This window comes from Kitasatospora sp. NPDC006697 (genome assembly GCF_042869935.1).
Lineage (GTDB): Bacteria > Actinomycetota > Actinomycetes > Streptomycetales > Streptomycetaceae > Kitasatospora.
In genome coordinates, this window is record NZ_JBIAGU010000001.1 from 187,646 (window position 1) to 213,260 (window position 25,615).

Here is a 25,615-nt window from a genome sequence, read left to right on the forward strand (position 1 = left end):
AGGAGTCCGGCATGCCCCTGTCCGCCACGCACCGACCGCTCCGCCCCGCCGTCCTCGCGCTGTCCGCGCTCGCGCTGGCCTTCGCCGCGCCGGCCGCACCGGTCCACGCCGACGGCCTCGACTCGCAGACCCTGGCCGGCGCCACCTCGGTCGGCCTGCACAACACCTACAACGACAAGGCGCAGTACACCTACCTCGCCAACGCGCTCGACAGCGGGGCCTCGCTGATCGAACTGGACGCCTGGGCCAACGTCTTCACCCACAAGTGGAACGTCAGCCACAGCAACCCGATCGGCAGCGACAACAACTGCGTGCAGGCCGCCGGCCCCGCCGACCTCTACACCGGCAACCGCAACCAGAACCTGGACAGTTGCCTGGACGACATCCGGATCTGGATGCAGGCCCACCCCGCGCACGGCCCGATCATGGTCAAGCTGGAGCTGAAGAACGGCTTCAACTCCTCGATCGGCCTGGACGCCACCGAGTTGGACGGCTACGTCAAGGCGCACCTGGGCGACCTCGTCTACACCCCGGCCGACCTGCTCACCAAGCCGGACGGCAGCCGCTACCCCGACCTGGACACCGCGGCCCGGGCGAACAACTGGGCCACCCGCTCCGCGCTCGCCGGCAAGGTGGTCGTCGAGGCCATCCCCGGCACCGTCGAGCAGGCCGTCAGCCCCGCCTCCGGCTGGACGGACGCGGTCGAGGCCGCCCACCTCGAGAGCCTGGCGGCGGGCGGGAACATCGCCGACGCGCAGATCTTCCCGAGCGTCCTCGGCGCGCAGGGCGGCGACCCGCGCAGCCGCTACGGGGACGCCTCGCTGCGCCCGTGGTTCGTGGTCTTCGACGGCGACGCCGGGGCCTGGGTGGGTGACGGCGGTACCGAGTGGTACAACGCCAACCACTACCTCACCGTGGTCACCGACGCCTACGACGTCGCGCCCGCGCTCAGCTCCACGGCGCCGAGCCTCGCCGACGCGCAGGCCCGGATCGCGCTGCTCGCCGCCGACGGGGCGTCGTTCGTCTCGACGGACTGGTACTCCTCGCCCGCCGACGCGGTGCTGGGCGAGGTGCTCCCCCGTGGCTGACCTCCGGGTGGTACGACTGTTGACCGCCGCCGTCCTCGGCTTCTCGCTGGCGGCGCTGCCCGCGCACGCCGCCACCGCCGCTCCCGCCGCTCCCGCCGCCGGCGCGGTGGCGGACCCGGCCGCGCTGGTGAACCCCTTCGTCGGCACGGCGTCCAACAGCGACTTCAGCGCGGGCAACACCTTCCCCGGCGCCGATGTCCCGCACGGGATGCTGCAGTGGAGCCCTGACACCTCGTCACGGCCGAACGGCGGCGGCTACGGGTACGGCGACTCCGGCATCTCCGGCTTCAGCCTCACGCACGTCTCCGGCGTGGGCTGCTCGGCGGCCGGGGACGTGCCGTTCATGCCCGTGAGCGGCGCGGTCGGCTCCTCGCCGGACTCGACCACGGCGTCCTTCTCGCACTCGGCCGAGACGGCCTCGCCGGGCCTCTACTCGGTGACCCTGGACAACGGGATCAGCACCGCGCTGACCACGACCACCCGGGCGGGCATCGCCCGGTTCGGCTACCCGGCCGGTGCGCCGGCCAACCTGGTCCTCAAGCTCGATCACAGCCAGAACCCGTATGCCGGGTCGACGGTGAGCGTCAACGGCAGCAACGAGGTCACCGGCTCGACGACCAGCACCGGCTTCTGCGAGGCCGGCAACCCGTTCACGCTCTACTTCGCGGTCTCCTTCGACCACCCGATCACGGCCGCCGGCAGCTACGCCACCACCGCGGCCGGGCCCGGCGGGGAGTACCTCACCTTCGACGGCGGCAGCACCATCGAGGCCCGGGTCGGCGTCTCCTACACCTCGGTCGCCGAGGCGAGGGCGAATCGCGACGCCGAGGTCACCGGGAAGACCTTCGCCGCCGTGGCGGCGGCAGCCCGCTCGGCGTGGAACAGCCAGCTCGGCCGGATCGCGATCAGCGGCGGCACCGCCACCCAACAGGCCACCTTCTACACGGCGTTGTACCACTCCTCGCTCTTCCCGAGCGTGCTCAGCGACGCGGACGGCTCCTACCGGGGCTACGACGGCGCGGTGCACGCCGTGGGCAGCGGGCACTCGGCGCAGTACACCGACTTCTCCAACTGGGACATCTACCGCTCCCAGGCCCAGCTCACGGCCTTGCTGGACCCTGCCGCCGCCTCGGACATGGCGCAGTCGATCGTCGACGACTACACCCAGGGCGGCACGCTGACCAAGTGGGGGATGGCCACCGGAGAGACCTACATCATGGTGGGAGACTCGGCGGTGCCCGTGCTGGCGGACTACCACGCCTTCGGCGCAACGGGGTTCGACACCGCCACCGCCCTGTCGGCCATGGTGCGGGAGCAGACCACCGACACCGACGTCACACCGGGCGTGACCTACCTGGACAGCTTCGGCTACCTGCCGACCAACTCGATCTACGGCTGCTGCCACCAGTACGCCACCACATCCACCCAACTGGAGTACGACACCGACGACTTCGCGCTCTCCGCGTTCGCCGCCGCGCTCGGCGACAGCGCGAACGCGACCCGCTTCCGGAACCGGGCGCAGGACTGGGAGAACATCTTCAACACCTCCAGCGGCTACATCCAGCCGCTGCACTCCAACGGGAGGTGGATGGACGGCTTCAACCCCAAGCTGCTCACCGGCACTTCCAGCAACGACTTCGCCGAGGGCGACGCGTTCACCTACACCCCGATGATCCCCTTCAACATCGCGCGGCTCGCCTCGCTGGAGGGCGGCGCCCCGGCTCTGGCGAGCTACCTGGACAGCGTGCTGTCCGGGTTCCAGGGGCTCGGCAGCGTGATCGGCACCCAGTCCAACATGGGCAACGAGCCGAGCAGCGAACTCCCCTGGGAGTACGACTGGGTGGGACAGCCGTACAAGACCCAGAGCACGGTCCGGGCCGTCCAGGACCAACTCTGGGCCGACACACCCGGCGGGCTTCCCGGCAACGACGACCTCGGGGAGATGAGCGCCTGGTACGTCTGGTCGGCGCTCGGCCTCTACCCCGAGACGCCCGGCACCGCCGACCTGGCCATCGGCAGCCCGCTGTTCCCGCAGGCGGTCGTCTCGATCGGCGGCACCGGCAGGACGCTCACGGTGAACGCTCCCGCGGCCTCCGACGGCTCCCCGTACGTCCAGAGCCTGGCCGTCAACGGCAGCGCGTGGTCGAAGGCGTACCTCCCGGCGGCGGCCTCCGCCTCGGGCGCCGTGCTGGACTTCACCCTGGGCTCGTCGCCGAACACCTCCTGGGCCTCGGCCCCGGCGGACGCCCCGCCGTCCTACGACGGCACCCCGAACGGCACCGTACCCGAGCCGACCGGCGCGATCACCGAGACGGCGACCGGCAAGTGCGTCGACGACGCCCGCTCCGGCACCTCCAACGGGACGCACATCCAGATCTACACCTGCAACGGCACCGGCGCCCAGACCTGGAAGCTGGTCCCCGACCACACCCTCCAGGTCCTCAACGACTGCATGGACGTCACCGGCGGCGCCACGGCCGCCGGCACGGGGGTCCAGCTCCACACCTGCAACGGCACCGCCGCCCAGCAGTGGCAGCCGGACCCCTCGGGCGAGTTGGTCAACCCGGTCTCGGGCCTGTGCCTGACGGACAGCAGTTCGGGCACCGGCGACGGCACCCAGCTGACCATCGCCGCCTGCACCTCCGCCACCGGCCAGCGCTGGACGGTACCGGCGGCCGGCTGACCACCGGGCCCTCCGTCGGGCAGAGACGGTAGGCCCACGGGTTGCGGGAAAGGGCCGGTCGGGATCCTCTCGACCGGCCCTTTCTGCGTTCCCGAGCCCGGCCCGCTCTCAGTCCTGCGAGGCGCGGCGGCGGTGCCGGACCAGGAGTGCCGCGCCGGCGCCGAGCGCGGCGAGCAGAGCGGCGGTGGTGCCGACCGCCCAGGGGTTCACGCCCGAGGTCGAGGCAGCGGCGGTCTTGGTGAGCGGCACGGCGGTCGGACCGACCGAGGCCGAGGATGACGGCGAGGGCGAGGGCGAGGGCGACGGCGCCGCGGTGGTCGGGCTCGCGGGCGGGGCGGACGGGGTGGGGACCGGCGGCGCTTCGGAGGCCGGCGGGGCGGCGGGGGTCGCGAGCGCGACCGGCGCCGCCGAGGTGGGCGACGGGGTCGGCGTGCGGGAGTGGGTGGGCGCCGCCGTGGGCGGCCGGGTGTGGGTCGGGGTCGGCGTGGGCGCGGCGGCCGACGGGTGGGGGTGTGTCGGCGAGGGCGAGGGCGTCGCCGGTGCGGGAGCAGCGGCGGAGCCGTAGCGGAAGGTGGTCTGCGGCAGGTTGTAGTTGTCGAGGGCCGTGTCGACGGTGCTGCCGTCCGGCTTCAGCAGCGAGTACCCGCTGATGCCGTTGGTCATGAAGCGCCAACTGCCGCGCGCCGCGCCGTCGTCCATGCTGACCCTCACGTGGTAGGTCAGGGTGCTGTTCGGCTGGACGACCACCTTGCCCAGCTCGATGAGGCCGTAGCCCCCGTTGAAGGCGTTCACCTGGTCGGAGGCCCGCCAGGCGCCGGTCGCCGGGTCCTGCCACTGGACGCTGACGCCGGCGGTCGGCGCGGCTCCGGACTGGACCGGGTAGGTGCTGACGTAGAGGTCGTCGACGGAGATCCGGTAGGGCGAGGTGGAGACGACGGAGATCGTCGCCTCGAAGCCCCCGCCCACCGGCAGCGATCCGGGCACCCCGCTGATGGAGGCCGTGGCCGTGCCGTTCCCGGCTGCCTGCGCGGACGGGCCCGCGGCGGCGGTCGCCGCCAGCAGACCGGTGGAAATGGCCATGACGAGACCGAGCCGACGCGCCATCCGGTGTTCCCCCTGGGGTAGGCCTCCGTGTTCCGAGACCGAGCAGCGCAGTGTAGCAATGGCCTTGGCCCAGGGTACGGCCCGCCTAGCGAGGCCCGTTGTTCACCGAGCCCAGGTTGCCCCCGATCTGGAACACCGTGCCGTGGATGTCCCCCGTGGACTGGTTGTTCACCACCGTGACCACCTGCTGCGCCGCGCCCGACGGGCTCAGCAGGGCCAGCAGCTCGCGCAACTCCGCCACGGCCGCCGGGTCGTGCGCCAGCTGGTCGCGCAGGCGGGCCTCCCAGTCCGCGCGGATGCGGGTGACCACGGTCTCGTCGCCCGACTCTCCGGCGGCCTCGAGTTCCGCCTGAGCGAGCTCCAGGCGGGCCTGGTCGACGCGGTCGGCGTGGTTGCGGGTGAGCAGGCGGCCGGCCCGGTCCCTGATCTGGGCCCACATGTCGGTGGCGGCGGCGGTGACCAGGGCCGTCGCTCCGCTCGCCGCCAGCTCCACCAGTTCGGCTCCCATGGCAGTCCCCTCCTCGGTCGCGTGACACACCGTCGACCGAGTCTAGAACCGGCATCGCTCGGCGCCGTAGCCTGTGGAACGACCGGCAGCACCCGAGGCCCGGGGCGGATGCCGAGGAGAGGGAGAGATGTCGGAGAGCGCGGCGCAGGACGGCGGGAACCGGTCGGTCAGCAACGGGGTGACCGGCGATGTCCACGGCACGGCCGTCCAGAGCAGCCACATCGAGAACCTCACCATCCACGCCGCCGCGCCCCGCCGGGTGCCGCGTCAGATCCGCCCGTCGTTCAGCAACTTCGTCAACCGGACGGCCGAGCTGGCCGCGCTCACCGAGGCGCTCGAGGCGGTGCGCGGCGGGGCCGGGCCGGTGGTCGCGGTGCTCACGGGGCTCGGCGGGGTCGGCAAGACCGAGCTGGTGGCGCAGTGGGCCAGGCTCCAGCGGGCGGCCTTCCCGCACGGCGAGTTGTACGTCGACCTCGGGGCGCACCGGCGCGACGGCGGGGTGGATCTCGGGGCGGTGCTCGGCAGCTTCCTCCGCGCGCTCGGGGTGGAGAAGGAGCACGTGCCCGACTCGGTGGCGGAGCGGACCGGCCTGTACCTGACCGTCACCGCCGGCCTGCGCCTGCTGGTCTTCCTGGACAACGTGGAGCACGCCGCCGAGGTCCGGGGCCTGCTGCCCTCGGACGGGCTGGTGGTCGTGGCGACCCGCAAGGAGCTGAGCACGCTGGCCATCGGCGGCGCCGTGGTCCACCGGGTCGCGCCGCTGAGCACCGAGGCGGGCAGCGAGCTGATCCACAGCTGGGTCGGCGGCACCCGCGGCAGCGACGAGGACGTGACGGCGCTGGTGCGGTTCTGCAGCGGCCTGCCGCTGGCGCTGAACGCCGTGGGCGGGCAGCTGCTCTCCCGTCGCAGCATGACGATCCGCCAGGTCGTCGCCGAGCTGGCGGACCGGAGGGAGAACGCCGTGGACGAGACCTTCGACGCCGTCTACGCCTCGCTGTCGGCGCCGGCCCGGGAGCTGTACCGGCTCGTCGGCATCCACCCGGGTCACACCTTCACGCTCGAACTCGCCCTGGCCGCGGGCTGCGAACAGGCGGCGGAGGCGATCGACGAACTGCGCAACGCCCATCTGGTCGACCCGAGCGGCGAAGGCGGCGACCGCTTCGGGGCGCACGACGTGGTGCGCGGGCACGCGCGCCGGCGTGCCCGCGCCGAGCTGACGGAGGAGCAGCGGCAGGCCGTCCTGCGCCCGGTGGTGGAGTACTACCGGACGGCCGCCGCCCTGGCCGACCGGCACATCCTCGGCGACCGCCTCCGGCTCCAGGAGCCTCCCGCCGCGCCCGCGGACCCCGGCCTGGTGCACGACCTGGACTGGCTGGAGCAGGAGAGCGGCAACTTCGCGGCCGTGCTGCGGGCCGCCGCCGCGCACGGCTGGCACGGTTCGGTGTGGCGCCTCTGCGAGTCGCTGTGGCCGCTGTACCACGGCCGCAAGCTCTACGACGACTGGGCCGAGGGCAGCCGGCTCGGCATCGAGGCGGCCCACTGGGACGGCCGTCCGGACGCGGCGGTCAGGATGCACAACACCCTGGCCCGTGCCCAGTACGAGCTCGGGGAGTACCGCGAGGCCGCCGAGCAGCTCGACCGAGCCCGGGCGCTGCTCTCCCCGGGCAGCGACCCGAGGCTGGCCGGCATGGTGCTGGAGACCCGCGGCCTGCTGCTGCTGAGGCAGGACCGGGCGGCGGACGCCGTCGCGCTCTTCACCGAGGCCCGCCGCGCCAACCAGGGCGACCCGCACGGCGTCGTGGTGCAGAGCTACAACCTGGCGCAGGCCCTGCTCGCGGCGGGCCGGCCGCAGGAGGCCCTGGAGACGGTGGCCGAGACCGCCCGGCTGGCCGAGCAGGGCGGCGAGGCGGTGATGGCGATGCGGCTGGGCATCCTGCGCGGCCGCGTCCACGACAGCCTCGGCGACCTGGATCAGGCCCGCCGCGACCTCGCCGACGCCGCCCGCCAGGCGGCCGAACTGCGGCAGCGGGTCAAGGAGTTGCAGGCGCTGGAGCTGCTCGCGGAGCTGGCCACGCGGGCCGGCGATCCGGCGGCCGCGCAGGCGGCGCACGAGCGGGCGCTGCTGCTGCGCCGGGCCGCGGGGATGCGGCCGGACTGAGCCGGCAGCCGGCCGGACCGAGCCGCTACCCCGCTGCCCCCGCCGGCCGGGCGGTGAACCGGACCCGCCGGACCGCCCCCGCACGGATCACCAGGTCCGCCGAGGTGAGGTCCTCGCCCGGTCGCGCCGCCAGCCGGACGGCGACGGCCGAGCCGAGCAGCACCGCATCCGGCGCGGCCGGCGCGGCGCCCCACTCCGCCACCGCCCGGGCCTCCAGCACCGTGCCGGACCGCAGCCGCACCAGGTGCCGCCCCTCCCCCAGCGCCGCCACCGCGACGGCGAGGCCGGGCAGCCGGGCGGCGGCCTGCTCCAGCCAGGCGAGCGGTTCGAGCTCGCCGCCGGGCTCGGTGCGGGCGATCACCTCGGCGCTGTGCTTGCGCCCGAGCCTGCTCTCCGCGTCCGTGACGGCGTAGAAGCCCAGCGCCTCCTCGTGGTCCGGCCCGACCGGGTGGCGGCGCAGCCGCACCTCCCCGCCGGTCAGCTCGCCGACCACGTCGTACGCGGTCACCGGGCCCGCGTCCACGGGCTGCGGCGGGGCGTACGGCTCCACCCAGGGCTCCTCGGCGGGCTCCTCGACGCCGTCCAGGAAGGAGTACAGCAGCCCTCGCAGGATCCTCGCCGACTGCCCGCGCGCGCCGAGCGACCGGGCGGTGAGCTCGGCCAGTCCGCTGGAGCCGTGGGTCTCGGCGGCCTTCAGCAGCTGCGGTTCCAGGGGACCACCGGGGTCGAGCGCGGGTGCGCCCCGTCCGAAGGCGTACGCGGGCGAGTCCGGGTCCAGCTCCTGCTCGCCGGTGGCGGCCAGCAGGGTGGTGCGGTCCAGCGCCGCGCCGTAGAACGAGACGGAGCCGTGGTCGCCGATCACCCAGTCGGCGGCGACCAGCGCCGCCTGCCAGCCGCCCTGCGGCGGGATCACCAGCAGTCCGGCCTGTTCCGCCTCGCGCAGCAGGCCGAGCGGGTTGTGCCGGGCCCAGATGTTGGGGTGCAGCACCACGGCGACGGCGTACTCGTCCACCGGCAGCTCCCGCACCAGCCGCAGCGGCAGGTCGGGGAAGCGGCCGAGCGCCGAGTGGGTGTTCCAGGTGGAGCTGACCACCACCAGCTTGCGGCCGCCGCCGACCCCGAGCCGGGCCCGGTAGCGGTCCCGTTCGGCCAGGCTGCGCTCCAGCCGGTCGAAGCACGGGTCGCCGACCACCCGGGCCCGCGGCAGCGCCTCCGGGCAGGCCAGTCGCAGCCGCTCCAGCTGTTCCTCGTGGGAGAGCCCGATGACGGCGGGCACCGGCTTCCCGCGCCAGGTCAGCTCCCGGCGGGACAGTCCGGCGGGCGCCCGGCCGCCGCCGGTGGTGAGCGGGACCAGCCGGTTGTAGCCGGCGCCGTGCGGCAGCACCACCAGCGGGGCGCGCAGCCGGCGCATCGAGCGGTTGACGGTGCAGGCCACCGCGAGGTCGAACGGGCGCCCGACGGCCTGTTCCCAGCTCAGCACGGTGATGCCCGGCAGCGAGTCGAGGAAGTCGGCCAGACCGGCGGCGAAGGCCGAGCCGGGGTTGACGGTGGCGTACAGCTCGATGCCGTCCCGCGGGCGCAGCACGGGCAGCACGTCGAGCACTCGGGTGGCGGAGGTGAGGGTGCGTGTCACGGCGAGGACGTGCGCCCTCGGGGTCCAGGTGTTCCACCGCTCGTCGTCGGCGGTCCTGGCGGACAGCAGCTGAGACAGGAGCCCGAACAGTGTCCCATCTCCCAAACGTCCGCCTGGTGGTCGCCGCCGATCCTACTGAACCTCCGGCGCCCGGCGGGAGCCCGACACCGCTCAGTACTCGCCCTTGATCACGAAGAACGAACCGCGGATCTCGCCTGCCAGCGCGGACTTCTGACGGGCGAACTTGAACTTCTCCGCCAGTTCCTCGGGCACCTCCATGCCCTGCGAGAGCTTGAAGCCGACCGCCCGCTTTGCGCCATCCTCGATGCCGTACATGACGTTGACCGCCAGGCCCGACTCGTAGAAGACGTAGGCCATCTTGTAGCCGCCGGCCTCGAAGGCGGTGACCTCCAGCGGGCGGGCGGCGAAGGCGAGGCCGCGCTCCTCGGAGAGGACCCGGTTCACGTACGCCAGCACCTCGGGCGCCTCCTCGGCGGTCTGGACGGTGAAGACGTGGTCGTACTTGTTCTTGTAGTAGCGGGCCTCGTTGGCGCGCAGGCCGGCGAGCGCGTCCGCGACGGGGGACGACTCCAGGCCGGTGGTGGAGACGTTCTTGAAGTCGACGGTGTAAGGCACTGTTCCTCCTGGGAGCGGCGGGGCCGGGGTTCCCGGCGACGTGTTTCACGCTACGTGGCCCGGCGCGGGGCGGCTTCTCGTTTCCTGATCGGTTCGGCCTCCGCCCGCCGTCACCGCCGGCGCCGGTGCCTGCGCCACCGGGCGAGCAGGTACAGCCCCGAAACGGCGACCAGCAGCACCGCGGCGGCGATCAGGTGGCTGGCGGCGATCCGCAGGTCGGCGGCGATGGCGGTCAGCACCACCCCGGCGATGACCAGCACCGAGACCACCGACCGCAGCGCGACCAGCAGCGCCCCCGGCCGCAGCGCCCAGCGCCGCTCCCCGCCGGGCGTCCGGGCGCCGGCACCGGCCGGGGCGTAGTAGGCGACGGTGCGCGCCGCCAGCCGGGTGGTGGCGCGGCGGTACATCTCGGCGCTCGCCGGGATCCAGACCAGCGGCGCCACGAATCCCAGCAGCACCACGGCGGTGACCCCGAGCCAGATCCCGGCCCGGCGCAGCCGGCCCGCCGTCGGGTCCGCCGCGGTCAGCAGTCCGGTCAGGCGGGCCAGCCGGCGGAGCACCGTCCACCAGCCGGGCCGCTCCCCGGGCTCCCCAGGCTCCCCGGGCACCCCGTGCTCCCCCGCCGCCGGCCGGGCTGCGGCCAGCGCCTCGCGCGCCGCCCCGGCGGACGGGCTGACGCCCTGGAGCACCAGCAGGTCCTCGGTCAGCGCCGCCGGATCGCGGTCGGGGTCGAACAGCGCGGCCAGCTCCAGCACCATCCGCAGCTGCGCCACCAGCGCGGCGACGAAGGCGGCCGGCCAGAGCACCATGAAGGGGCCGCCGAGGAAGGCCCCGTCGAGCACCGAGCCGCGCACCCCCCGCGCGGCCAGCCGCTCGCCGAGCCGCCCCGGCTCCTCCTCGGGGTGTTCGGCCCGCAGCCGGTCCGTGTGCGCCCGGGCGCCGGGCGTCAGCAGGCGCACGGCCTCGACGGCCATCGCCTCCGGCATGTGGCGGGGATCCGACCTGGCCGCGCGGAGCATCGTGCGCACGGGGCCCGGGTCCGGTGCCGCCCGACGGGCACTCACATCCGGAGGCTAACCCACGGCGCGGGCGGGGGCGTGGCGAGAAGCGGCGCCCGCCGGACGGCATCCCCACCTGGGCTCCAGTAGCGCGGGCTAAGATCCCCCACGTGTGAGGCACACGAACAACGCGTGAGGGTCAGTGGAACTGGGGGAGTGCACGGTTCCGGTTCACCGCCACGCGCTGCCGCGTGCCAGCCCGGGGCACGCGCGCTCGAGGAGGGGATGGGGATGTTGCACGACTACGCCCGACCAGGCAGTCCGGCCGTCACGGTGCAGGCGGAGGCCGACGTGCCGCCGGTCGAGCCGCTGCCGGTCGGACCGCCGCTGCCGGCTGCCGGACCCCGTCGGCCGTGGTGGCGGCGCGCCCGCTGGGAACTGCTGCTGCTGGTGTACGCGGCCTACGACGGCAGCCGGCTGCTCGTCAGCGGGAACCAGCTGCAGGCGCAGCACCACGGCCTCCGGCTGCTCTCCATCGAGCGGGCCCTGGGCATGAGCCCGGAGCACTGGCTCAACCGCGCCTTCGCCGCGCACGCCTGGCTGGGCGTGCCGGCCGACTTCCTCTACGCCACCCTGCACTACGTGGTGACCGCGGTGGTGCTGTTCTGGGTCTGGCGCTACCGCAGGGACCACTACGTCCGGGCCCGCACCTGGCTGCTGCTGATGACCACGCTGGGCCTGGTGGGCTTCGTCGCCTACCCGACCGCACCGCCGCGCCTGCTCGAGGACGCCTCGGGGTTCACCGACATCCTGGCCCTGCACGCCTCGATCGGCTGGTGGAGCGGTGGCGGCGGCGTGCCGAAGGGCCTGGCCACGGTCACCAACGAGTACGCGGCGATGCCGAGCCTGCACGTCGGCTGGGCGATCTGGTGCGGGGTGCTGCTCTTCCAGCTCACCCGCAGCCGGGTGCTGCGGGTGCTCGGCGTGCTCTACCCGCTGACCATCGCGGTCGTGGTGATGGGCACCGCCAACCACTACCTGCTGGACTGCGTGGCCGGCGCCGCGGTGGCCGTGCTCGGCCTCTACGCCACCGGCCTGACGGGCCGGCTGGGTGCCCGGATCACCGCCTGGCGGGCGGCCCGGCGCGCCTGACGCGGGAAACACGAAGGGTGTCCAGGTCCGCTCCGGCGGACTCGGACACCCTTCGTGTTTGCCTGCTACAGGGCCCCGGCGGCGGCTTCCTGGTCCAGGCCCCCGGCCTGCGCACCGTCACCGAGCTCGTGGTGAGGGTGGTGCGGGCGCGGCTTGGGCGGGCACGGCTTCGGCGGGCACGGCTTCGGCGGGCACGGCTTCGGCGGGCAGGGCTTCGGCGGGCACGTCTTGGTGTCCTTGACGGTGATCGCCTCGCTCGGGCAGTCCTTGGTCAGCTCGACCGTGGTCACCGAGGCGTCGGGCAGGTCGTAGCCCTCGGGGGCCGAGACCTCCTGCCAGTAGTACGTACCCAGCGGCAGCCCGTCGGCCGAGCACACCCCGCCGGCCGGCGTGGTGCACGGGGCGCCGACCTCGGTGTCCGGCGTGGCGCCGGAGCTCTGCAGCCCGGGGACGCCGTTGGTCTCGCGCCACAGCTGGAACACCGCACCCGCCAGCGGCGCGCCGGTCGCCGAGTCCACCTTGGTCACGCTGGTGGAGCCGGTCCCCGGGGGCGGGGTCGGGGTCGCGGTGTCCTTGACCGTGACCGGGACGTGCTGCCCGTTGGCGTCGAGCACCACGGTGAAGACCGCGGGGTCCGGGAGCTCGTAGCCGCCGGGCGCCGCCGTCTCCTGCCAGTAGTAGGTGCCGAGGGCGAGATCGTCCGCGGAGCAGACACCGTCGGCCGGGGTGACGCACGGGGTGCCGACCTTGGTGTCCGGGTTCGCGCCGGCGGTCTGCAGCCCGGGCACGCCGTTGGTCTCGTGCCAGAGCTGGAAGACACCGCCGGCCAGCGGGGCGCCGGTCACGGCGTCCACCTTGGTCACCGAGGTCGAGCCGGTCGGTGTGACCGTCTTGGTGTCCTTCACCGTCACCGGGATGTTCTGCCCGTTGGTGTCGATGACCACGGTGGTCACGGCCGGGGTGGGCAGGTCATAGCCGTCGGGGGCGGAGACCTCCTGCCAGTAGTAGGTGCCCAGCGGCAGGCCGTCGGCCGAGCAGACACCGTTGGCCGGCGTGGTGCACGGCGAACCCACCGCCGTGTCCGGGTTCGCGCCCCCGGTCTGCAGGTCCGGGACACCATTGGTCTCGCGCCAGAGCTGGAACACGCCACCCGCCAGCGGAGCGCCGGTCGCGGCATCCGTCTTCGTCACCGAGGTCGAACCCGTCGGCGCGACGGTCCTGGCATCCGCCACCTTGACGTCCACGTGCTGACCGTTGCTGTCCAGCACCACCGTCGTCACGTTCAGGTCCGGCAGGTTGTACCCCACCGGGGCGGAGACCTCCTGCCAGTAGTAGGTGCCCAGCGGCAGGGCGTCGGCCGAGCAGACACCGTCGGCCGGCGTGGTGCACGGCTCACCCACCGCCGTGTCCGGATTCGCACCGCCCGTCTGCAAGCCCTCGACGCCGTTGGTCTCACGCCACAGCTGGAACACCGCACCGGCCAGCGGCGCACCGGTCGCGGCATCCGTCTTCGTCACCGAGGTCGAACCCGTCGGCGCGACGGTCCTGGCGTCCGCCACCTTGACGTCCGCGTGCTGACCGTTGGTGTCCAGCACCACCGTCGTCACGTTCTGCTCGGGCCGGTCATAGCCCGCGGGAGCACTCACCTCCTGCCAGTAGTACGTACCCAGCGGCAGGGCGTCGGCCGAGCAGACACCGTCGGCCGGCGTGGTGCACGGCGAACCGACCGCCGTGTCCGGGTTCGCGCCCCCGGTCTGCAGGTCCGGGACACCGTTGGTCTCGCGCCACAGCTGGAACACCGCACCGGCGAGCGGCTCGCCGGTCGCGGCGTCCGTCTTCGTCACGCTGGTCGACGCGGTCTCCACGACCGGGGTCCTGGTGTCCTTCGCGGTGACCGCGACGTTCTGCCCGTCGGTGTCCAGGACCACCTGCGTCACGGCGGGGTCGGGCAGGTCGTAGCCCGCCGGGGCGGAGACCTCCTGCCAGTAGTAGGTGCCCAGCGGCAGCCCGTCGGTCGAGCAGACGCCGTCGGCCTGCGTGGTGCAGGGCGGACCCACCTTGGTGTCCGGCGTCGTGCCGGTGGTCTGCAGCCCGGGGTCGCCGTTGGTCTCACGCCACAGCTGGAACTCCGCACCCGCCAGCGGCGCACCGGTCGCGGCATCCGTCTTGGTCACGCTGGTCGACGCGGTGGGGGCCGGCGGGTTGCCGCAGGCCGGGAGGTCGCCGTTGAACGGGTAGGCGTGGAACTCCGTGCCGCTGCCGCCGGTGCCGCCGGAGGTGTGGGTGAGCGAGCCGGTGGTGAAGAGGCGGCCGTTCACGCCGGGCAGGTTGACGGTGGCGGTGCTGGCGGGGTTGCCGACCAGCACGCTGCCCTGGAACTGCCCGGTACCGGTCAGCGTGACCGAGGAGGCGGTCGGGAAGTTCCACAGCATGTGGTCGCGCAGCTGGTTCCACGGGTCGCTGTCCTGCAGGCTGCCGCTGTAGGTGCTGATCGTGCGGGCGCCGCCGGTCAGGTTGATCAGCACCGTGGCGTTCGCGGGGATGTTCTCGAACACCACGCCCTGCTGGCTGCCGCCGTTCCCGACGATGTCGAAGTCGACGTTGAAGACCTGGAGTGCCGAGCTGCCGTCACCGGTGAAGAGCGTCTGGAAGCCCTGGTTGACGGCGGTTCCGGTGGCCGGGCGGGGCGTGCCGCCGCTCCCGGCGTAGCACTCGCTGGCCGTCTGCAGCTCGCCCCGCAGCGGGGCGTAGGCGGCGACGGCCTGGGAGTCCTGGACCACGGTCCCGGTGATGGTGCCGGTGGCGGTGCCCGCGTGGCGCACCACTCCGTCGTCCGCGAGCAGCCGCTGCCCGGCGGCCACCGTGACGTTGCCGCCGGTGGTGAGGAAGTCGGCGCCGTCGGGCGGCGGGACGCGGGAGCCGACGCCGACGATGCCGACGTTGTAGACGGCGCTCCCCTCGGTCGACTTGTTCACGTCGAAGTTGCCGAGGGTGACCACGTGCCCCTCGGCCTCCGCGGCCGTGCCGCGGACGTTGTAGTCGCCGCCGACGAAGATGTTGATGCCGGCGTCCCGGCCCGCGAAGGGGCCGTTGTTGACCGGTGGGAAGGTGGCGGGGCAGTCCGCGCCGAGGCACGGGCCGAGGCCGCCCGGCAGGGTGGCCGCCCGCGCGGCGGTGGGGGCGGCCATGGAGAGGCCGAAGGGGATGAGCGTGGCGGCCAGCGCGTAGCTCAAGGATCTGACGAACCGTTGTCGCCGGGGATGCTCCCCGAGCCGCTGGGGTGGTTTCACCGGAGGCCCTCTCGGGTGGTACGGGTACGGTGGACCGTCCGAGTCTCCACCGCCCGAAATGCAACGATTCGGCGACCCGCGCGCCGATTGGCCGATCGCCCGTCAGAGTCCACTCCATTGGCCCTGTCACCGGGGGCTGGCCCCACCCGATGGACGCCGGGTAGCCGGATCGTTCCCGCAGTCCCGCACAACCAGACTTCAGGGCATGGGAATTCACTCTCGCGCCACGCTGGCGCTGATCGCCGCCGGCACCGTCCTCGCACTCTCCGTCCCCGCGGCCCGCGCCGCCGACTCCGACACACCGTCACTCCGCTGGGGCCCCTGCGCCGGTGCGGCGGCCGATCCACGGCAGGAGTGCGCCACCCTGCGGGTGCCGCTGGACTACGCCCGGCCCGGCGGGGCGAGCATCGCGCTCGCGGTGTCGCGGATCCGGGCGGGCCGCCCGGACGAGCGGCGCGGTGTGCTGCTCACCATCCCCGGCGGGCCCGGGGGTTCGGGGCTGAACCGGCCGAGCGACGTGGTCGGGCGGCTGCCGCGGGCGGTCTCGGACCGGTACGACCTGGTGGGGTTCGACCCGCGCGGGGTCGGGCAGTCCACGCCGGTCAGCTGCGAGGTCTCGCACGCCGACCTGGCGACGGTGAACATGTACCCGTGGCCGGCCCCGGACGGCTCGATCGGCGGCAACCTGGCGCAGGAGAAGCGGCTGGCGGACGCCTGCTGGCGCAACGGCGGGCCGGTGCTGCGCAGCCTCGGCACCGCGAACGAGGCGCGTGACCTGGACAGCCTGCGGCGAGCGCTGGGCGAGCGGAAGGTCTCCGCCTGGGGCGTCTCCTACGGGACGTACGCCGGGGCGGTGTACGCCACGATGTTCCCGCAGCACACCGACCGGATCGTGCTGGACAGCAACGACGACCCGGACCCGCAGCGGGTGGGCCGCGGCTGGCTGGCCAACTACGCGGTGGGCGCGGAGGACCGGTTCCCGGACTTCGCGGCCTGGGCCTCCGCGCCCGGCAGCCCGGTGCGGCTGGCGCAGACGCCGGAGGCCGTGCGGGCCGACTTCCTGGCGCTGGCCGACCGGCTGGACCGGGAGCCGCTGCCCTGGCCGGGCGCCAACCCGGAACAGCTGGACGGCAACGGGCTGCGCAACCTGATGCTGCAGGCGCTCTACAGCGACTCCTCGTTCCCCTACCTGGCCCGGGTGGTGCTGGCGGCCGAGCAGCGGCAGCCGCTGCCCGCGCCGATGACGGTGCCCGACCAGGCCGCGCAGAACAGCCTCGCCGTCTCGGTCGGCACGCTCTGCGGCGACGTCGCCTGGCCGCGCTCCGCGGCCGACTACCAGCAGGCGGTGGCCGCCGACCGGGCGGCCCACCCGCTGACCGCCGGGATGCCGGTGAACGTGATGCCCTGCGCCTTCTGGCCGGCCGCGCCCGCCCAGCCGCCGGTGCGGGTGACGGACGACGGGCCGTCGAACGTGCTGCTGGTGCAGAACCTGCGCGACCCGGCCACCCCGTACGCGGGGGCGCTGAAGCTGCGCCAGGCGCTCGGCGGCCGGGCCCGGATGGTCTCGGTGGACTCCGGCGGCCACGACGCCTACGCGGCGAACGGCAACGCCTGCGGGGACGCCGTGGTGACCGGCTTCCTGGTCGGCGGCCACCGGCCCGCGCAGGACGTCCGCTGCCCGGCGGCGGGCTGAGGGCGGGTGAGGCGTTCCGCGGTCCCGGCCCTTCGCGCCGCCGCGTTGATCTAGAGTCTTCTGGTCAGGACCTGTCGGAACGAGGGTTGAGGGAGAACAACGGGACATGGCGACTGAGACGTTCGAGTTCCAGGTGGAAGCGCGGCAACTGCTGCAGATGGTGATCCATTCGATCTACTCGAACAAGGACGTGTTCCTGCGCGAGCTGATCTCCAACTCCTCGGACGCGCTGGACAAGCTGCGGCTCGCGGCGCTGCGCGGCGAGGTGGCCGGGGCCGACGTGTCGGACCTGCACATCGAGCTGGCGGCCGACCCGGAGGCCCGCACCCTGACGGTGCGGGACAACGGCATCGGCATGTCCCGCGAGGAGGTGGTGGAGCTGATCGGCACCATCGCCAACTCGGGCACCGCCAAGTTCGTCCGGGACCTGCAGAACGCCAAGGAGGGCGAGGAGGCGGGCACCGCGGCCGAGGGGCTGATCGGGCAGTTCGGCGTCGGCTTCTACTCCAGCTTCATGGTGGCCGACGAAGTGGTGCTGGTCACCCGCAAGGCGGGCGAGGAGTCCGGCACCCGCTGGGCCTCCAGCGGCGAGGGCAGCTACACCCTGGAGGCCGTCGAGGACGCGCCGCAGGGCACCGCCGTCACCCTGCACCTGCGCCCGGTGGACACCGAGGACCAGCTGCACGACTACACGGCCGCCTGGCAGATCCGGGAGATCGTCAAGCGCTACTCGGACTTCATCACCTGGCCGATCCGGATGGCCGGTGCCGAGGAGGGCGCCGAGCCGGACACCCTGAACTCCATGAAGGCGCTCTGGGCCCGCTCGCGCGAGGAGGTCTCCGAGGAGGAGTACCACGAGCTCTACAAGCACCTGAGCCACGACTGGACGGCCCCGCTGGAGACCATCCGGCTGCAGGCGGAGGGCACCTTCGAGTTCCAGGCGCTGCTCTTCGTGCCGGCCCGCGCCCCGCACGACCTCTACACCCAGGGCTACCAGCGCGGCATCCAGCTGTACGTCAAGCGGGTCTTCGTGATGGACGACTGCGAAGCCCTGATGCCGCCCTACCTGCGGTTCGTCAAGGGCGTGGTGGACGCGGCGGACCTGTCGCTGAACGTCTCCCGGGAGATCCTGCAGCAGGACCGGCAGATCCAGCTGATGCGCCGCCGGCTGGCGAAGAAGGTGCTCTCCACGGTCAAGGAGCTGCAGTCCGGCTCCCCGGAGAAGTACGCCACCTTCTGGCGGGAGTTCGGGCGGGTGCTCAAGGAGGGCCTGCTGAACGACACCGAGAACCGGGACACCATCCTCGCCGTCTCCTCCTTCGCCTCCACCCACGACCCGGCGGAGCCGACCACGCTCAAGCAGTACCTGGAGCGGATGCCGGAGGGCCAGGAGCACATCTACTACCTGACCGGCGAGTCCCGGCAGGCGATCGAGAACTCCCCGCACCTGGAGGCGTTCCGGGCCAAGGGCATCGAGGTGCTGCTGCTCACCGACCCGGTGGACGAGGTCTGGGTGGAGGCCGTGCCGGGCTTCGAGGGCAAGGAGCTGCGCTCGGTCGCCAAGGGCGAGCTCGACCTGGACGGCACCGGCGAGGAGTCCGAGGAGGCCGAGGGCGAGAAGGAGAAGCGGCAGCAGGAGTTCGCCGGCCTGCTGGGCTGGATGACCGAGCAGCTGGCCGAGGAGGTCAAGGAGGTCCGGCTCTCCACCCGGCTCACCGTCTCCCCCGCCGTGGTGGTCTCCGACACCCACGACGCCACCCCGGCGCTGGAGGCGATGTACCGCGCGATGGGCCAGGAACTGCCGCACGCCAAGCGGATCCTGGAGCTCAACCCGGCGCACCCGCTGGTCACCGGGCTGAACAAGGCGCACACCGAGCGGGCCGGGGACCCGGGTCTGCCGGAGACCGCCGAACTGCTCTACGGCATGGCGCTGCTGGCCGAGGGCGCGCAGCCGGGCGACCCGTCGCGGTTCATCCGGCTGGTCGCCGACCGGCTGGCCCGCACCCTGTAGTCCCCGCGCCCGGACCGGTCCCGACGAGCCGTCAGGACCGGTCCGGGCGCCGTTCCGGGCGCACCAGCGGCCGCCAGAGCGCCCAGCCGGCCATCAGCGCCGCGAAGACCAGCATCGCCAGGCCGGCCCAGAGGTTGACGTTCACCCCGCCGGCCTTGGCCCGGTCGGCGGCGCTGGTGGCGAAGGCGCCGAGCAGGGTCAGCACGGCGCCGTAGCAGCCGAACAGCAGGGTGATGATCCAGCGCAGGTCGAACAGCACGACTGCGGTACTCCGTTCGGGGATCGGGACAGGTCACCAGAAGACGACGCTCAGCGCGGTGGCCAGCGCCAGCGCCCCGCCGGCCAGCAGCGCGGGCGAGGTGTACCAGCCGCCGGACCTGTTGTGCAGCTCCGCGCGCGGGGTCAGCGACCAGACCAGGCCGCCCAGTTCGCTCTCCGGCCGGGGCCGGGTGAGCAGCGAGACCGGCACGCTGACCGCGATGTCCACCACGAAGGCCGCGCTGGCGGCCACGAAGCTCGGGCCCTGCCCGGACATGTGCAGCACGTGGTGCCGGTTCAGCTGGTCGATGGTCAGCGCGGCCGCCGTGCCGGCCAGCAGCCCCGTCCCGCCCGCCATCGGGCTGGCCCGCCGCCAGAACATGCCGAGCAGGAAGGTGGCGAACAGCGGCGCGTTGAAGAACGAGAACAGCGTCTGCAGGTAGTCCATGATGTTGTTGTAGTGACTGGCGATGAAGGCGGTGCCGACCGCGATCACGCAGCCCCCGACCGTCGCCAGCCGCCCGACCAGCAGGTAGTGCCGGTCGGACCGCCCGGGCATCACGTAGGCCTGCCACAGGTCGTAGGTGAAGACGGTGTTGAAGGAGCTGACGTTGGCCGCCATGCCGGCCATGAAGGCCGCCAGCAGCCCGGTGATCGCCACCCCGAGCATGCCGCTCGGCAACAGGTCGCGGATCAGCAGCTCGATCGCGTTGTTGTAGGTGACGCCGTTGTCCAGGGTGCCGCCGCTGGCCTTGAAGGCGGCGAGTTCGGGCGAGAGCACGGCGGCGGTCATCCCGGGGATCACGATCACCAGCACGATCAGCGCCTTGGGGTAGGCGCCGATCAGCGGGGTGCGGCGGGCCGCCGACATGTCCTTGGCCGCCAGTGCGCGCTGCACCTCGGCGAAGTTGGTGGTCCAGTAGCCGAAGGAGAGCACGAAGCCGAGGCCGAAGACGATGCCCAGCACCGAGAGGGTGGCGTTGGCGATGCCGGTCAGGTTGGTGCCGGGCCAGGAGTGCAGCTGCAGGTGGGCGTCGGCGTTGGCGGCGGTGACCGCCCGGCGCAGCCCGTCCCAGCCGCCCACCCGGTGCAGCCCGACCAGGGTGAGCGGCACCAGCATCGCGACGATCACGAAGAACTGCAGCACCTCGTTGTAGACCGCGGCCGAGAGCCCGCCGATCGTGGTGTACGCCAGCACGATCGCGGCCGCGGCCAGCACCGAGGTCCACAGCGGCCAGCCCAGCAGCACGTTGACCACGGTGGCCAGCGCGTAGAGGTTGACCCCGGCGATCAGCACCTGGGCCAGCGCGAAGCTGAGCCCGTTCACCAGGTGGGCGAACCGGCCGTAGCGGCGCAGCAGGAACTCGGGCACGCTGCGCACCTGGGAGCCGTAGTAGAACGGCATCATCACCAGGCCGAGGAAGGCCATCGCGGGGATCGCGCCGATCCAGTAGTAGTGCACGGTCGGGATGCCGAACTCGGCGCCGTTGGCGGTCATCCCGAAGATCTCCACGGCACCGAGGTTGGCCGAGATGAAGGCCAGGCCGGTGACCCAGGCGGGCAGGGCCCGGCCGGAGAGGAAGAAGTCCAGGCTGGAGGAGACCTGGCGGCGGGCCAGCGTGCCGATGCCGAGCACCAGGGCGAAGTAGAGGGCCAGCAGCAGGTAGTCGACCGGACGGGCGTCCAGCCGCAGCGCGGCGGCGAGTTGGACGGGGGTGGCGGTGCTCACGGCAGGTTCCTCACCTCGGTGGCGAGCGCGACCGGGTCGCCGGCCGGCTCGGTGGGGTAGGCCGCGGTGCGGTGCGCCCAGGCGTCGTCCAGGGCGAACCAGTCGACCGGGGCCGGGTCGGCGCCGGTGGCCAGGGCGGTGGCGAGGCTGTCGAACCAGGCGTCCCAGCGCGGCGCGTAGGCGTCGGCGACCAGGCCGGACCACTCGCGGTTGGCGTAGTCGTGCAGCGGGCCCCGCTCGCTGGGGCCGCGGCCTCCCCAGGTGGTGAGCAGCGAGCGGGCGTCGTACTCCAGCCGGTCCGCCTCGGCCGGGTCGGCGGCCCAGCGGCGGGCGGCGGCCGTCCAGGGGCCGAGCAGGAACCGGCGGTCGGTGGCCAGCAGCCGGTCCAGCAGGGCCTCCTGGCCGCGCCAGGAGGCGGTGAGGCCGGCCAGGGCGGCCGGGTCGCGGTGCTGGTAGGCGGCGGTGATCCTGGGCAGCAGCGCGCGGAACCGGTCGTCCAGTGCCTGGCGGGCCAGGTCCACCAGGTCGTAGCGGTAGGCGTCGGTGGCGCGCGCCCCGGGGGCGGCCGCCAGCAGTCGGGCCAGCGCCTGCCGGACGGTGTCGGGGTCGTAGCGGGCGCCGGTGGGGCTCCAGGCGGCGGCGGAGCGGGCGGTGAAGCCGGGGCGGGCGGCGAGCAGGCTGTCCTGCGGCTCGCTCCAGCGGCCCGAGGCGGTGCCGTAGGGGCCGCGCCGCAGCAGGTCCCAGGCGGCCCGGGCGGCCGGGTCGGGCCCGCCGTAGCGCCGGTCGGCGTACTGGGCGAACCAGGCGGCCGGGTCGATCTCCGCCGGCTCCCAGGCGAGTTCGGTGAAGAGCTCGAAGGCTGCCGGGTTGCCGCCGGTGCCCTCGGGCAGGTAGGCGAGGCCGGTCAGGGCGCTGTCCGGGCGGGCCCGCCAGGCGGCGAACCGGCTGGTCCACACCGCGGTGTTGGCGCCGATCGCGGTGTGGCCGCCGAAGTTCGGGATGCTGCCGAAGGCGTAGTGCGCGCCGCCCCACTGGTGTTCGCGGTCCAGGCCGTCGTAGCGGTCGGAGACCCCGTCCAGCACCAGCAGCCGGGCCGGGTCGGCACCCGCCAGCTCCGCCGCGGTGGGATTGTCCTCCCAGCCGAGCAGCACCCAGCCGGCCGCCGGGTGAGCCGCGTTGAGCGCCTGTTGGACGGCGTGCGCGGCGCCGGCCAGGTCCACGGCGCCGGCCCGGCCGCCCTCGTGCAGCAGGTCCATCTTGTAGAGCGTGCTGTCGCCGAACCGGTCCTGCTGGGCCCGGTAGTAGGCGGCGGCCAGCCGGGCGAAGGCGGGGCTGGTGGGGTCCAGCCAGTCGGGGCGGTCGAAGCCCACCCAGTCGCCCTGCGGCACGGTGGCGGCGTCCGGGTTGCGGTCGGCGAAGCCGGGCGGCACGGTGCCGAAGTAGCCGGGCAGCACCGGGACCATGCCCAGCTCGCGCAGCCGGTCGGCGATCCGGCGGCCCAACACGGCACGGGCGTCGATCAGTTGCTCGCTGACCGGGCCGCCGAAGCCGGCCAGGTTCTGCAGCAGCCACCAGGGCTGGTGCCCGGGTGCCGGAATCCAGTCCCGCAACTCCTCCGGCCGGTAGCCGAATTGCTGCAGCGCCCGGTAGTAGGGGTACTCGGCGCCGACGGTCAGGTAGACCTCGTCCACGCCGTGCAGGGCCAGCAGGTCGATCTCGTGCTGGTAGTCGGCGAAGTCGCGGTAGGGGCCGGAGTAGCCGGCGTCGGTGTCGTTGAGCGCGTAGCGGTGCGGCACGGTGGCGGTGCGGGCGACGTGGCCGCCGGGCACCGCGGGCAGCACGGCCGGCAGCCGGTCCAGGCTGTCGCCGGGCAGGCCGAGGTCGACGCCGGCCACGTGCTCCAGGTACCAGCCGGCACCGGCCAGCAGGGTGGCGGGCCGGTCGGCCCGCACCGTGATCGCCCCGGCGCCGCCGGAGAGCGTGAAGCCGTCCTGCTCCGGGCCGGGCAGCAGGGTGAACTGCTCGGCCTGCGCGGCGGGCAGCAGCCGGGCCAGCGCGGCGACGGCCGGCCCGGGGTCGAAGGCCGGGGCCTCGGCCCGGGCCGCCCCCGGGCAGAGCGCCGCGAGCAGCACCGCGCAGCACCCGGCGAAACCGAGCCGCACACCAGCCACCGAACCCCCCGAAACACCGTCCGACCTGCTCAGGAGCGGCCCACCGTAGCCCGCTGACGCACCGTCGGCGGCGAGGCGCGCACACCGCACGGCCGAACGGGCGCCGCCCCGGCGCGCCTCTTTGTGCCGCTCGTCCGGGCCCGCGCAGGCTGGCCGACGAGGTGTCACCACGGCGGCCAGGGAAGGACGGGAGTGCCGGAGAGCGAGCGGGCCGAGCAGCCCGATCCCTGCTGCGCCCACACCCGCCCCGGACTGCTGCGGCGGCGCGACGAGTGGCGCGCCCGGCTGGTCACCGGCGGGGTCGGGCGCACCCGCGCGGCCCGGGCCCGGCTGGCCGACTGGCAGCGGGGCTCCGGCTGGCGGCTGCTGCCCGCGGCCGCGGGCGCGCTGGCCTGCCGCTGCGCCGCGGGCGCCTGCCGCGCGGCGGGCTGGCTGCTCTCCTGGGCGCTGACCGCCGCCGCCTGGCTGCTGCGCCGGCTGCGCCCCGGGTCCGCGCGGCCCGAGCCGCGGGTGCCGGGTGCGCCGCCGATCCGGCACGTCTTCGTGCTGGTGCTGGAGAACCGCTCCTTCGACCACATGCTGGGCGTGTCCACCGGCACCGTCGATCCGGACGGCACCCTGCACCCGGGCATCGGCGTGGACCCGGTGACCGGCGCCGCCACCACCGTGGACGGCCCCGGCGGGCAGCTGAACAGCCACCTGGGCACCGACTACCGGGTGCGGGCCGGCGCGCCGTTCGTCATGCCGGTCGACCCGCCGCACGAGTTCTGCGACGTCCAGCTGCAGTTGGCCGGCACCCCGATCGCCGGCCGGCCGCACGACGACCGCTGCGCCTACTCCGGCGAGTACCCGCCGATCACCCTGGGCGGGTTCGTCAGCAACTACGCCAACGAGGCGGCGGTCAAGGGCACCGCGGTCGACCTGGGTGCGGTGCTGGCCTGCTTCACCGACCGCCAGGTGCCGGTACTGGCCACGCTGGCCCGGGAGTTCGCGCTCTGCGACCGCTGGTTCTCGGCGCTGCCCGGCCCGACCTGGCCGAACCGCTTCTTCCTGCACGCCGCCAGCTCGGCCGGCCTGGACCGCAGCCCGGGCCCGCTGGCCACCGCCGCGTCCAAGCTGGACGGCTACCACTTCGAGCACGGCACCCTCTACGAGTCGCTGGACGCCCAGGGCCTGCCCTGGCGGGTCTACGCGGGCGACGCGCTGCCGCAGGTCTCCGCGCTGGCGGGGATGGACCTGCCGACCCTGCTGACCCGCTACCACCACGTGGACGACCTGGCCGCCCACCTGAGCCACCCGCACTACGACGCCGCCTACACCTTCATCGAGCCCTCCTACGGCCATGTGCTCACCCACGGCGCCGACTTCCAGGGCGGGAGCAGCCAGCACCCGCTGGACGACGTGACCCGCGGCGAGGCGCTGGTCAAGCAGGTCTACGAGGCCGTCCGGCGCTCCCCGCACTGGGACTCCAGCCTGCTGCTGATCACCTACGACGAGCACGGCGGCTTCTACGACCACGTGCCGCCGCCGACCGCCGTGCCGCCCGGCGACCGGACCGACCCGGAGCAGAACAGGCACGGCTTCCGGTTCGACCGCCAGGGCGTGCGGGTGCCGGCCGTGGTGGTCTCGCCCTGGGTGCCGGACCTGCGCTCGCCCGGGGTGCCGGGGCAGAACTGCAACGTGGTGGACCACACCCAGTACGACCACGGCTCGCTGCTCGCCACCGTGCAGCAGCTCTTCGGCCTGGAGCCGCTCACCCAGCGGGACCGGCACGCCAACCCCTTCACCCACCTGCTCCGCGCCCCCGCGCCCCGCCCGTCGCCGCGCACCCTGCCGCGGCCGGCCGACTCGGGGTTCGTGCTGGACGACGACGCGCTCGACCCCGTCGCGGCCGCCGGGCCGGTGGGCCCGGCGGGGCGCGGGTTCGTCCGCACCGCCGCGATCCTGCACACCCGGCTGCAGCCCGAGCGGCGGGCCGAGATCGAGCAGCGGGTGGCCGGCATCGGCACGGTGGGCGAGGCCGGGGCCTACCTCGCCGAGGTGCGCGGCCACCTGGCCCGGCACGGCGTGCGCCCGGCGGGGCCGCCGCCGCCCGACCCCGAGGAGCGCCGATGAGCACCCCGCCGACCCAGCCCTGGACCCGGCCGCGCGCCCTCGCCTCGGTGCTGCTGGTGGCGGCCTACGCGCTGCTGATGGTCTTCCTGGTGCTGTTCGCGATGGACCGCGACAGCCGGCTGCCGAACCTGAACTTCGTGCTGCCCGCGCTGGTCTCCGGCCTGCTCGGCCTGGTCACCAACCCGGGCAGCCAGACGGCTCCGTGGCTCTGGACCCTGATGGCCCTGGAGGCCGGCACGGCGGCCCTGCTGGCCGGCGTCCAGGTACTGCTCCACCCGGCCAACGTGGGCGCGCTGCCCGCGATGGTGGCGGCGGTGGCGGCTTTCGGAAGCCTCTTCCTGGACTCCACCACCGTGACCCACCGGATGACCGGAAGGAACTGACTGGC

At 73.9% G+C, this 25,615-nt stretch carries 17 protein-coding genes; 8 read left to right on the forward strand and 9 right to left on the reverse strand.

What is annotated here, in order from left to right; all coding sequences use genetic code 11:
* Window positions 1-11: 11 nt before the first annotated feature.
* Both ACFYNO_RS00825 and ACFYNO_RS00830 read left to right on the forward strand, forming a co-directional pair.
* Window positions 12-1,088 (forward strand): Ca2+-dependent phosphoinositide-specific phospholipase C, encoded by a 1,077-nt coding sequence (locus ACFYNO_RS00825; RefSeq protein WP_388002967.1) that lies wholly within the window; start codon window positions 12-14, stop codon window positions 1,086-1,088.
* Window positions 1,081-3,771, forward strand: coding sequence for a lectin (locus tag ACFYNO_RS00830; protein WP_388002970.1), 2,691 nt, complete (start codon window positions 1,081-1,083; stop codon window positions 3,769-3,771). Before ACFYNO_RS00825 ends, ACFYNO_RS00830 begins: the two co-directional genes overlap by 8 nt.
* 108 nt (window positions 3,772-3,879) lie before the next feature.
* On the opposite strand, the gene ACFYNO_RS00835 is transcribed toward ACFYNO_RS00830, so the two are convergent.
* Together ACFYNO_RS00835 and ACFYNO_RS00840 are read right to left on the reverse strand one after the other, a co-directional pair.
* On the reverse strand, window positions 3,880-4,851 hold the full coding sequence (locus ACFYNO_RS00835) for a hypothetical protein (protein WP_388002973.1): 972 nt from the start codon (window positions 4,849-4,851) through the stop codon (window positions 3,880-3,882).
* Between the two features lie 109 nt (window positions 4,852-4,960).
* On the reverse strand, window positions 4,961-5,383 hold the full coding sequence (locus ACFYNO_RS00840) for a hypothetical protein (protein ID WP_388002976.1): 423 nt from the start codon (window positions 5,381-5,383) through the stop codon (window positions 4,961-4,963).
* A gap of 127 nt (window positions 5,384-5,510) precedes the next feature.
* On the opposite strand from ACFYNO_RS00840, the gene ACFYNO_RS00845 reads away from it, so the two are divergent.
* The gene (locus tag ACFYNO_RS00845) at window positions 5,511-7,541 is read left to right on the forward strand and encodes an NB-ARC domain-containing protein (protein ID WP_388002979.1); all 2,031 of its coding nucleotides are present in this window, start codon (window positions 5,511-5,513) and stop codon (window positions 7,539-7,541) included.
* A 25-nt stretch (window positions 7,542-7,566) separates the two neighbouring features.
* On the opposite strand, the gene ACFYNO_RS00850 is transcribed toward ACFYNO_RS00845, so the two are convergent.
* The 3 genes from ACFYNO_RS00850 to ACFYNO_RS00860 form a co-directional block, all read right to left on the reverse strand.
* A complete protein-coding gene (locus ACFYNO_RS00850; RefSeq protein ID WP_388002982.1) occupies window positions 7,567-9,174 on the reverse strand; it encodes a hypothetical protein in 1,608 nt (535 codons plus the stop codon).
* Window positions 9,175-9,345: 171 nt separating this feature from the next.
* Complete coding sequence (locus tag ACFYNO_RS00855; protein ID WP_388002985.1) at window positions 9,346-9,810, reverse strand: phage tail protein; 465 nt, start codon at window positions 9,808-9,810, stop codon at window positions 9,346-9,348.
* A 110-nt stretch (window positions 9,811-9,920) separates the two neighbouring features.
* The gene (locus ACFYNO_RS00860; protein ID WP_388002987.1) at window positions 9,921-10,796 is read right to left on the reverse strand and encodes a hypothetical protein; all 876 of its coding nucleotides are present in this window, start codon (window positions 10,794-10,796) and stop codon (window positions 9,921-9,923) included.
* Window positions 10,797-11,099: 303 nt separating this feature from the next.
* Between ACFYNO_RS00860 and ACFYNO_RS00865 the strand changes: the two genes are divergently transcribed.
* Entirely contained in the window at window positions 11,100-11,960 is an 861-nt protein-coding gene (locus tag ACFYNO_RS00865) for a phosphatase PAP2 family protein (RefSeq protein ID WP_388002990.1), read from the forward strand.
* A gap of 65 nt (window positions 11,961-12,025) precedes the next feature.
* On the opposite strand, the gene ACFYNO_RS00870 is transcribed toward ACFYNO_RS00865, so the two are convergent.
* On the reverse strand, window positions 12,026-15,193 hold the full coding sequence (locus ACFYNO_RS00870) for a SpaA isopeptide-forming pilin-related protein (RefSeq protein WP_388002993.1): 3,168 nt from the start codon (window positions 15,191-15,193) through the stop codon (window positions 12,026-12,028).
* 262 nt (window positions 15,194-15,455) lie between these two features.
* Between ACFYNO_RS00870 and ACFYNO_RS00875 the strand changes: the two genes are divergently transcribed.
* Window positions 15,456-16,943: an alpha/beta hydrolase gene (locus ACFYNO_RS00875; protein WP_388002996.1), complete on the forward strand. Its 1,488-nt coding sequence runs from the start codon at window positions 15,456-15,458 to the stop codon at window positions 16,941-16,943.
* Between the two features lie 106 nt (window positions 16,944-17,049).
* On the forward strand, window positions 17,050-18,954 hold the full coding sequence (gene htpG, locus ACFYNO_RS00880) for a molecular chaperone HtpG (protein ID WP_388002999.1): 1,905 nt from the start codon (window positions 17,050-17,052) through the stop codon (window positions 18,952-18,954).
* Window positions 18,955-18,985: 31 nt separating this feature from the next.
* Here htpG and ACFYNO_RS00885 read toward each other — a convergent pair whose 3' ends face one another.
* From ACFYNO_RS00885 to ACFYNO_RS00895, 3 genes are read right to left on the reverse strand one after another with little or no spacing between them, the layout of a single operon-like run.
* The gene (locus ACFYNO_RS00885) at window positions 18,986-19,213 is read right to left on the reverse strand and encodes a hypothetical protein (RefSeq protein WP_388003002.1); all 228 of its coding nucleotides are present in this window, start codon (window positions 19,211-19,213) and stop codon (window positions 18,986-18,988) included.
* Window positions 19,214-19,246: 33 nt separating this feature from the next.
* On the reverse strand, window positions 19,247-20,941 hold the full coding sequence (locus ACFYNO_RS00890; RefSeq protein ID WP_388003005.1) for a sodium:solute symporter family protein: 1,695 nt from the start codon (window positions 20,939-20,941) through the stop codon (window positions 19,247-19,249).
* Window positions 20,938-23,103 carry an alpha-N-acetylglucosaminidase TIM-barrel domain-containing protein gene (locus ACFYNO_RS00895; RefSeq protein WP_388003008.1) on the reverse strand — a complete coding sequence of 722 codons (2,166 nt, stop codon included), beginning with the start codon at window positions 23,101-23,103 and terminating at the stop codon, window positions 20,938-20,940. The genes ACFYNO_RS00890 and ACFYNO_RS00895 overlap by 4 nt, the downstream gene beginning before the upstream one ends.
* A gap of 201 nt (window positions 23,104-23,304) precedes the next feature.
* Here ACFYNO_RS00895 and ACFYNO_RS00900 point away from each other — a divergent pair, with 201 nt between their 5' ends.
* Together ACFYNO_RS00900 and ACFYNO_RS00905 are read left to right on the forward strand one after the other, a co-directional pair.
* Window positions 23,305-25,227, forward strand: coding sequence for an alkaline phosphatase family protein (locus tag ACFYNO_RS00900; protein ID WP_388003011.1), 1,923 nt, complete (start codon window positions 23,305-23,307; stop codon window positions 25,225-25,227).
* On the forward strand, window positions 25,224-25,610 hold the full coding sequence (locus ACFYNO_RS00905; protein WP_388003014.1) for a hypothetical protein: 387 nt from the start codon (window positions 25,224-25,226) through the stop codon (window positions 25,608-25,610). The genes ACFYNO_RS00900 and ACFYNO_RS00905 overlap by 4 nt, the downstream gene beginning before the upstream one ends.
* Window positions 25,611-25,615: the final 5 nt, after the last annotated feature.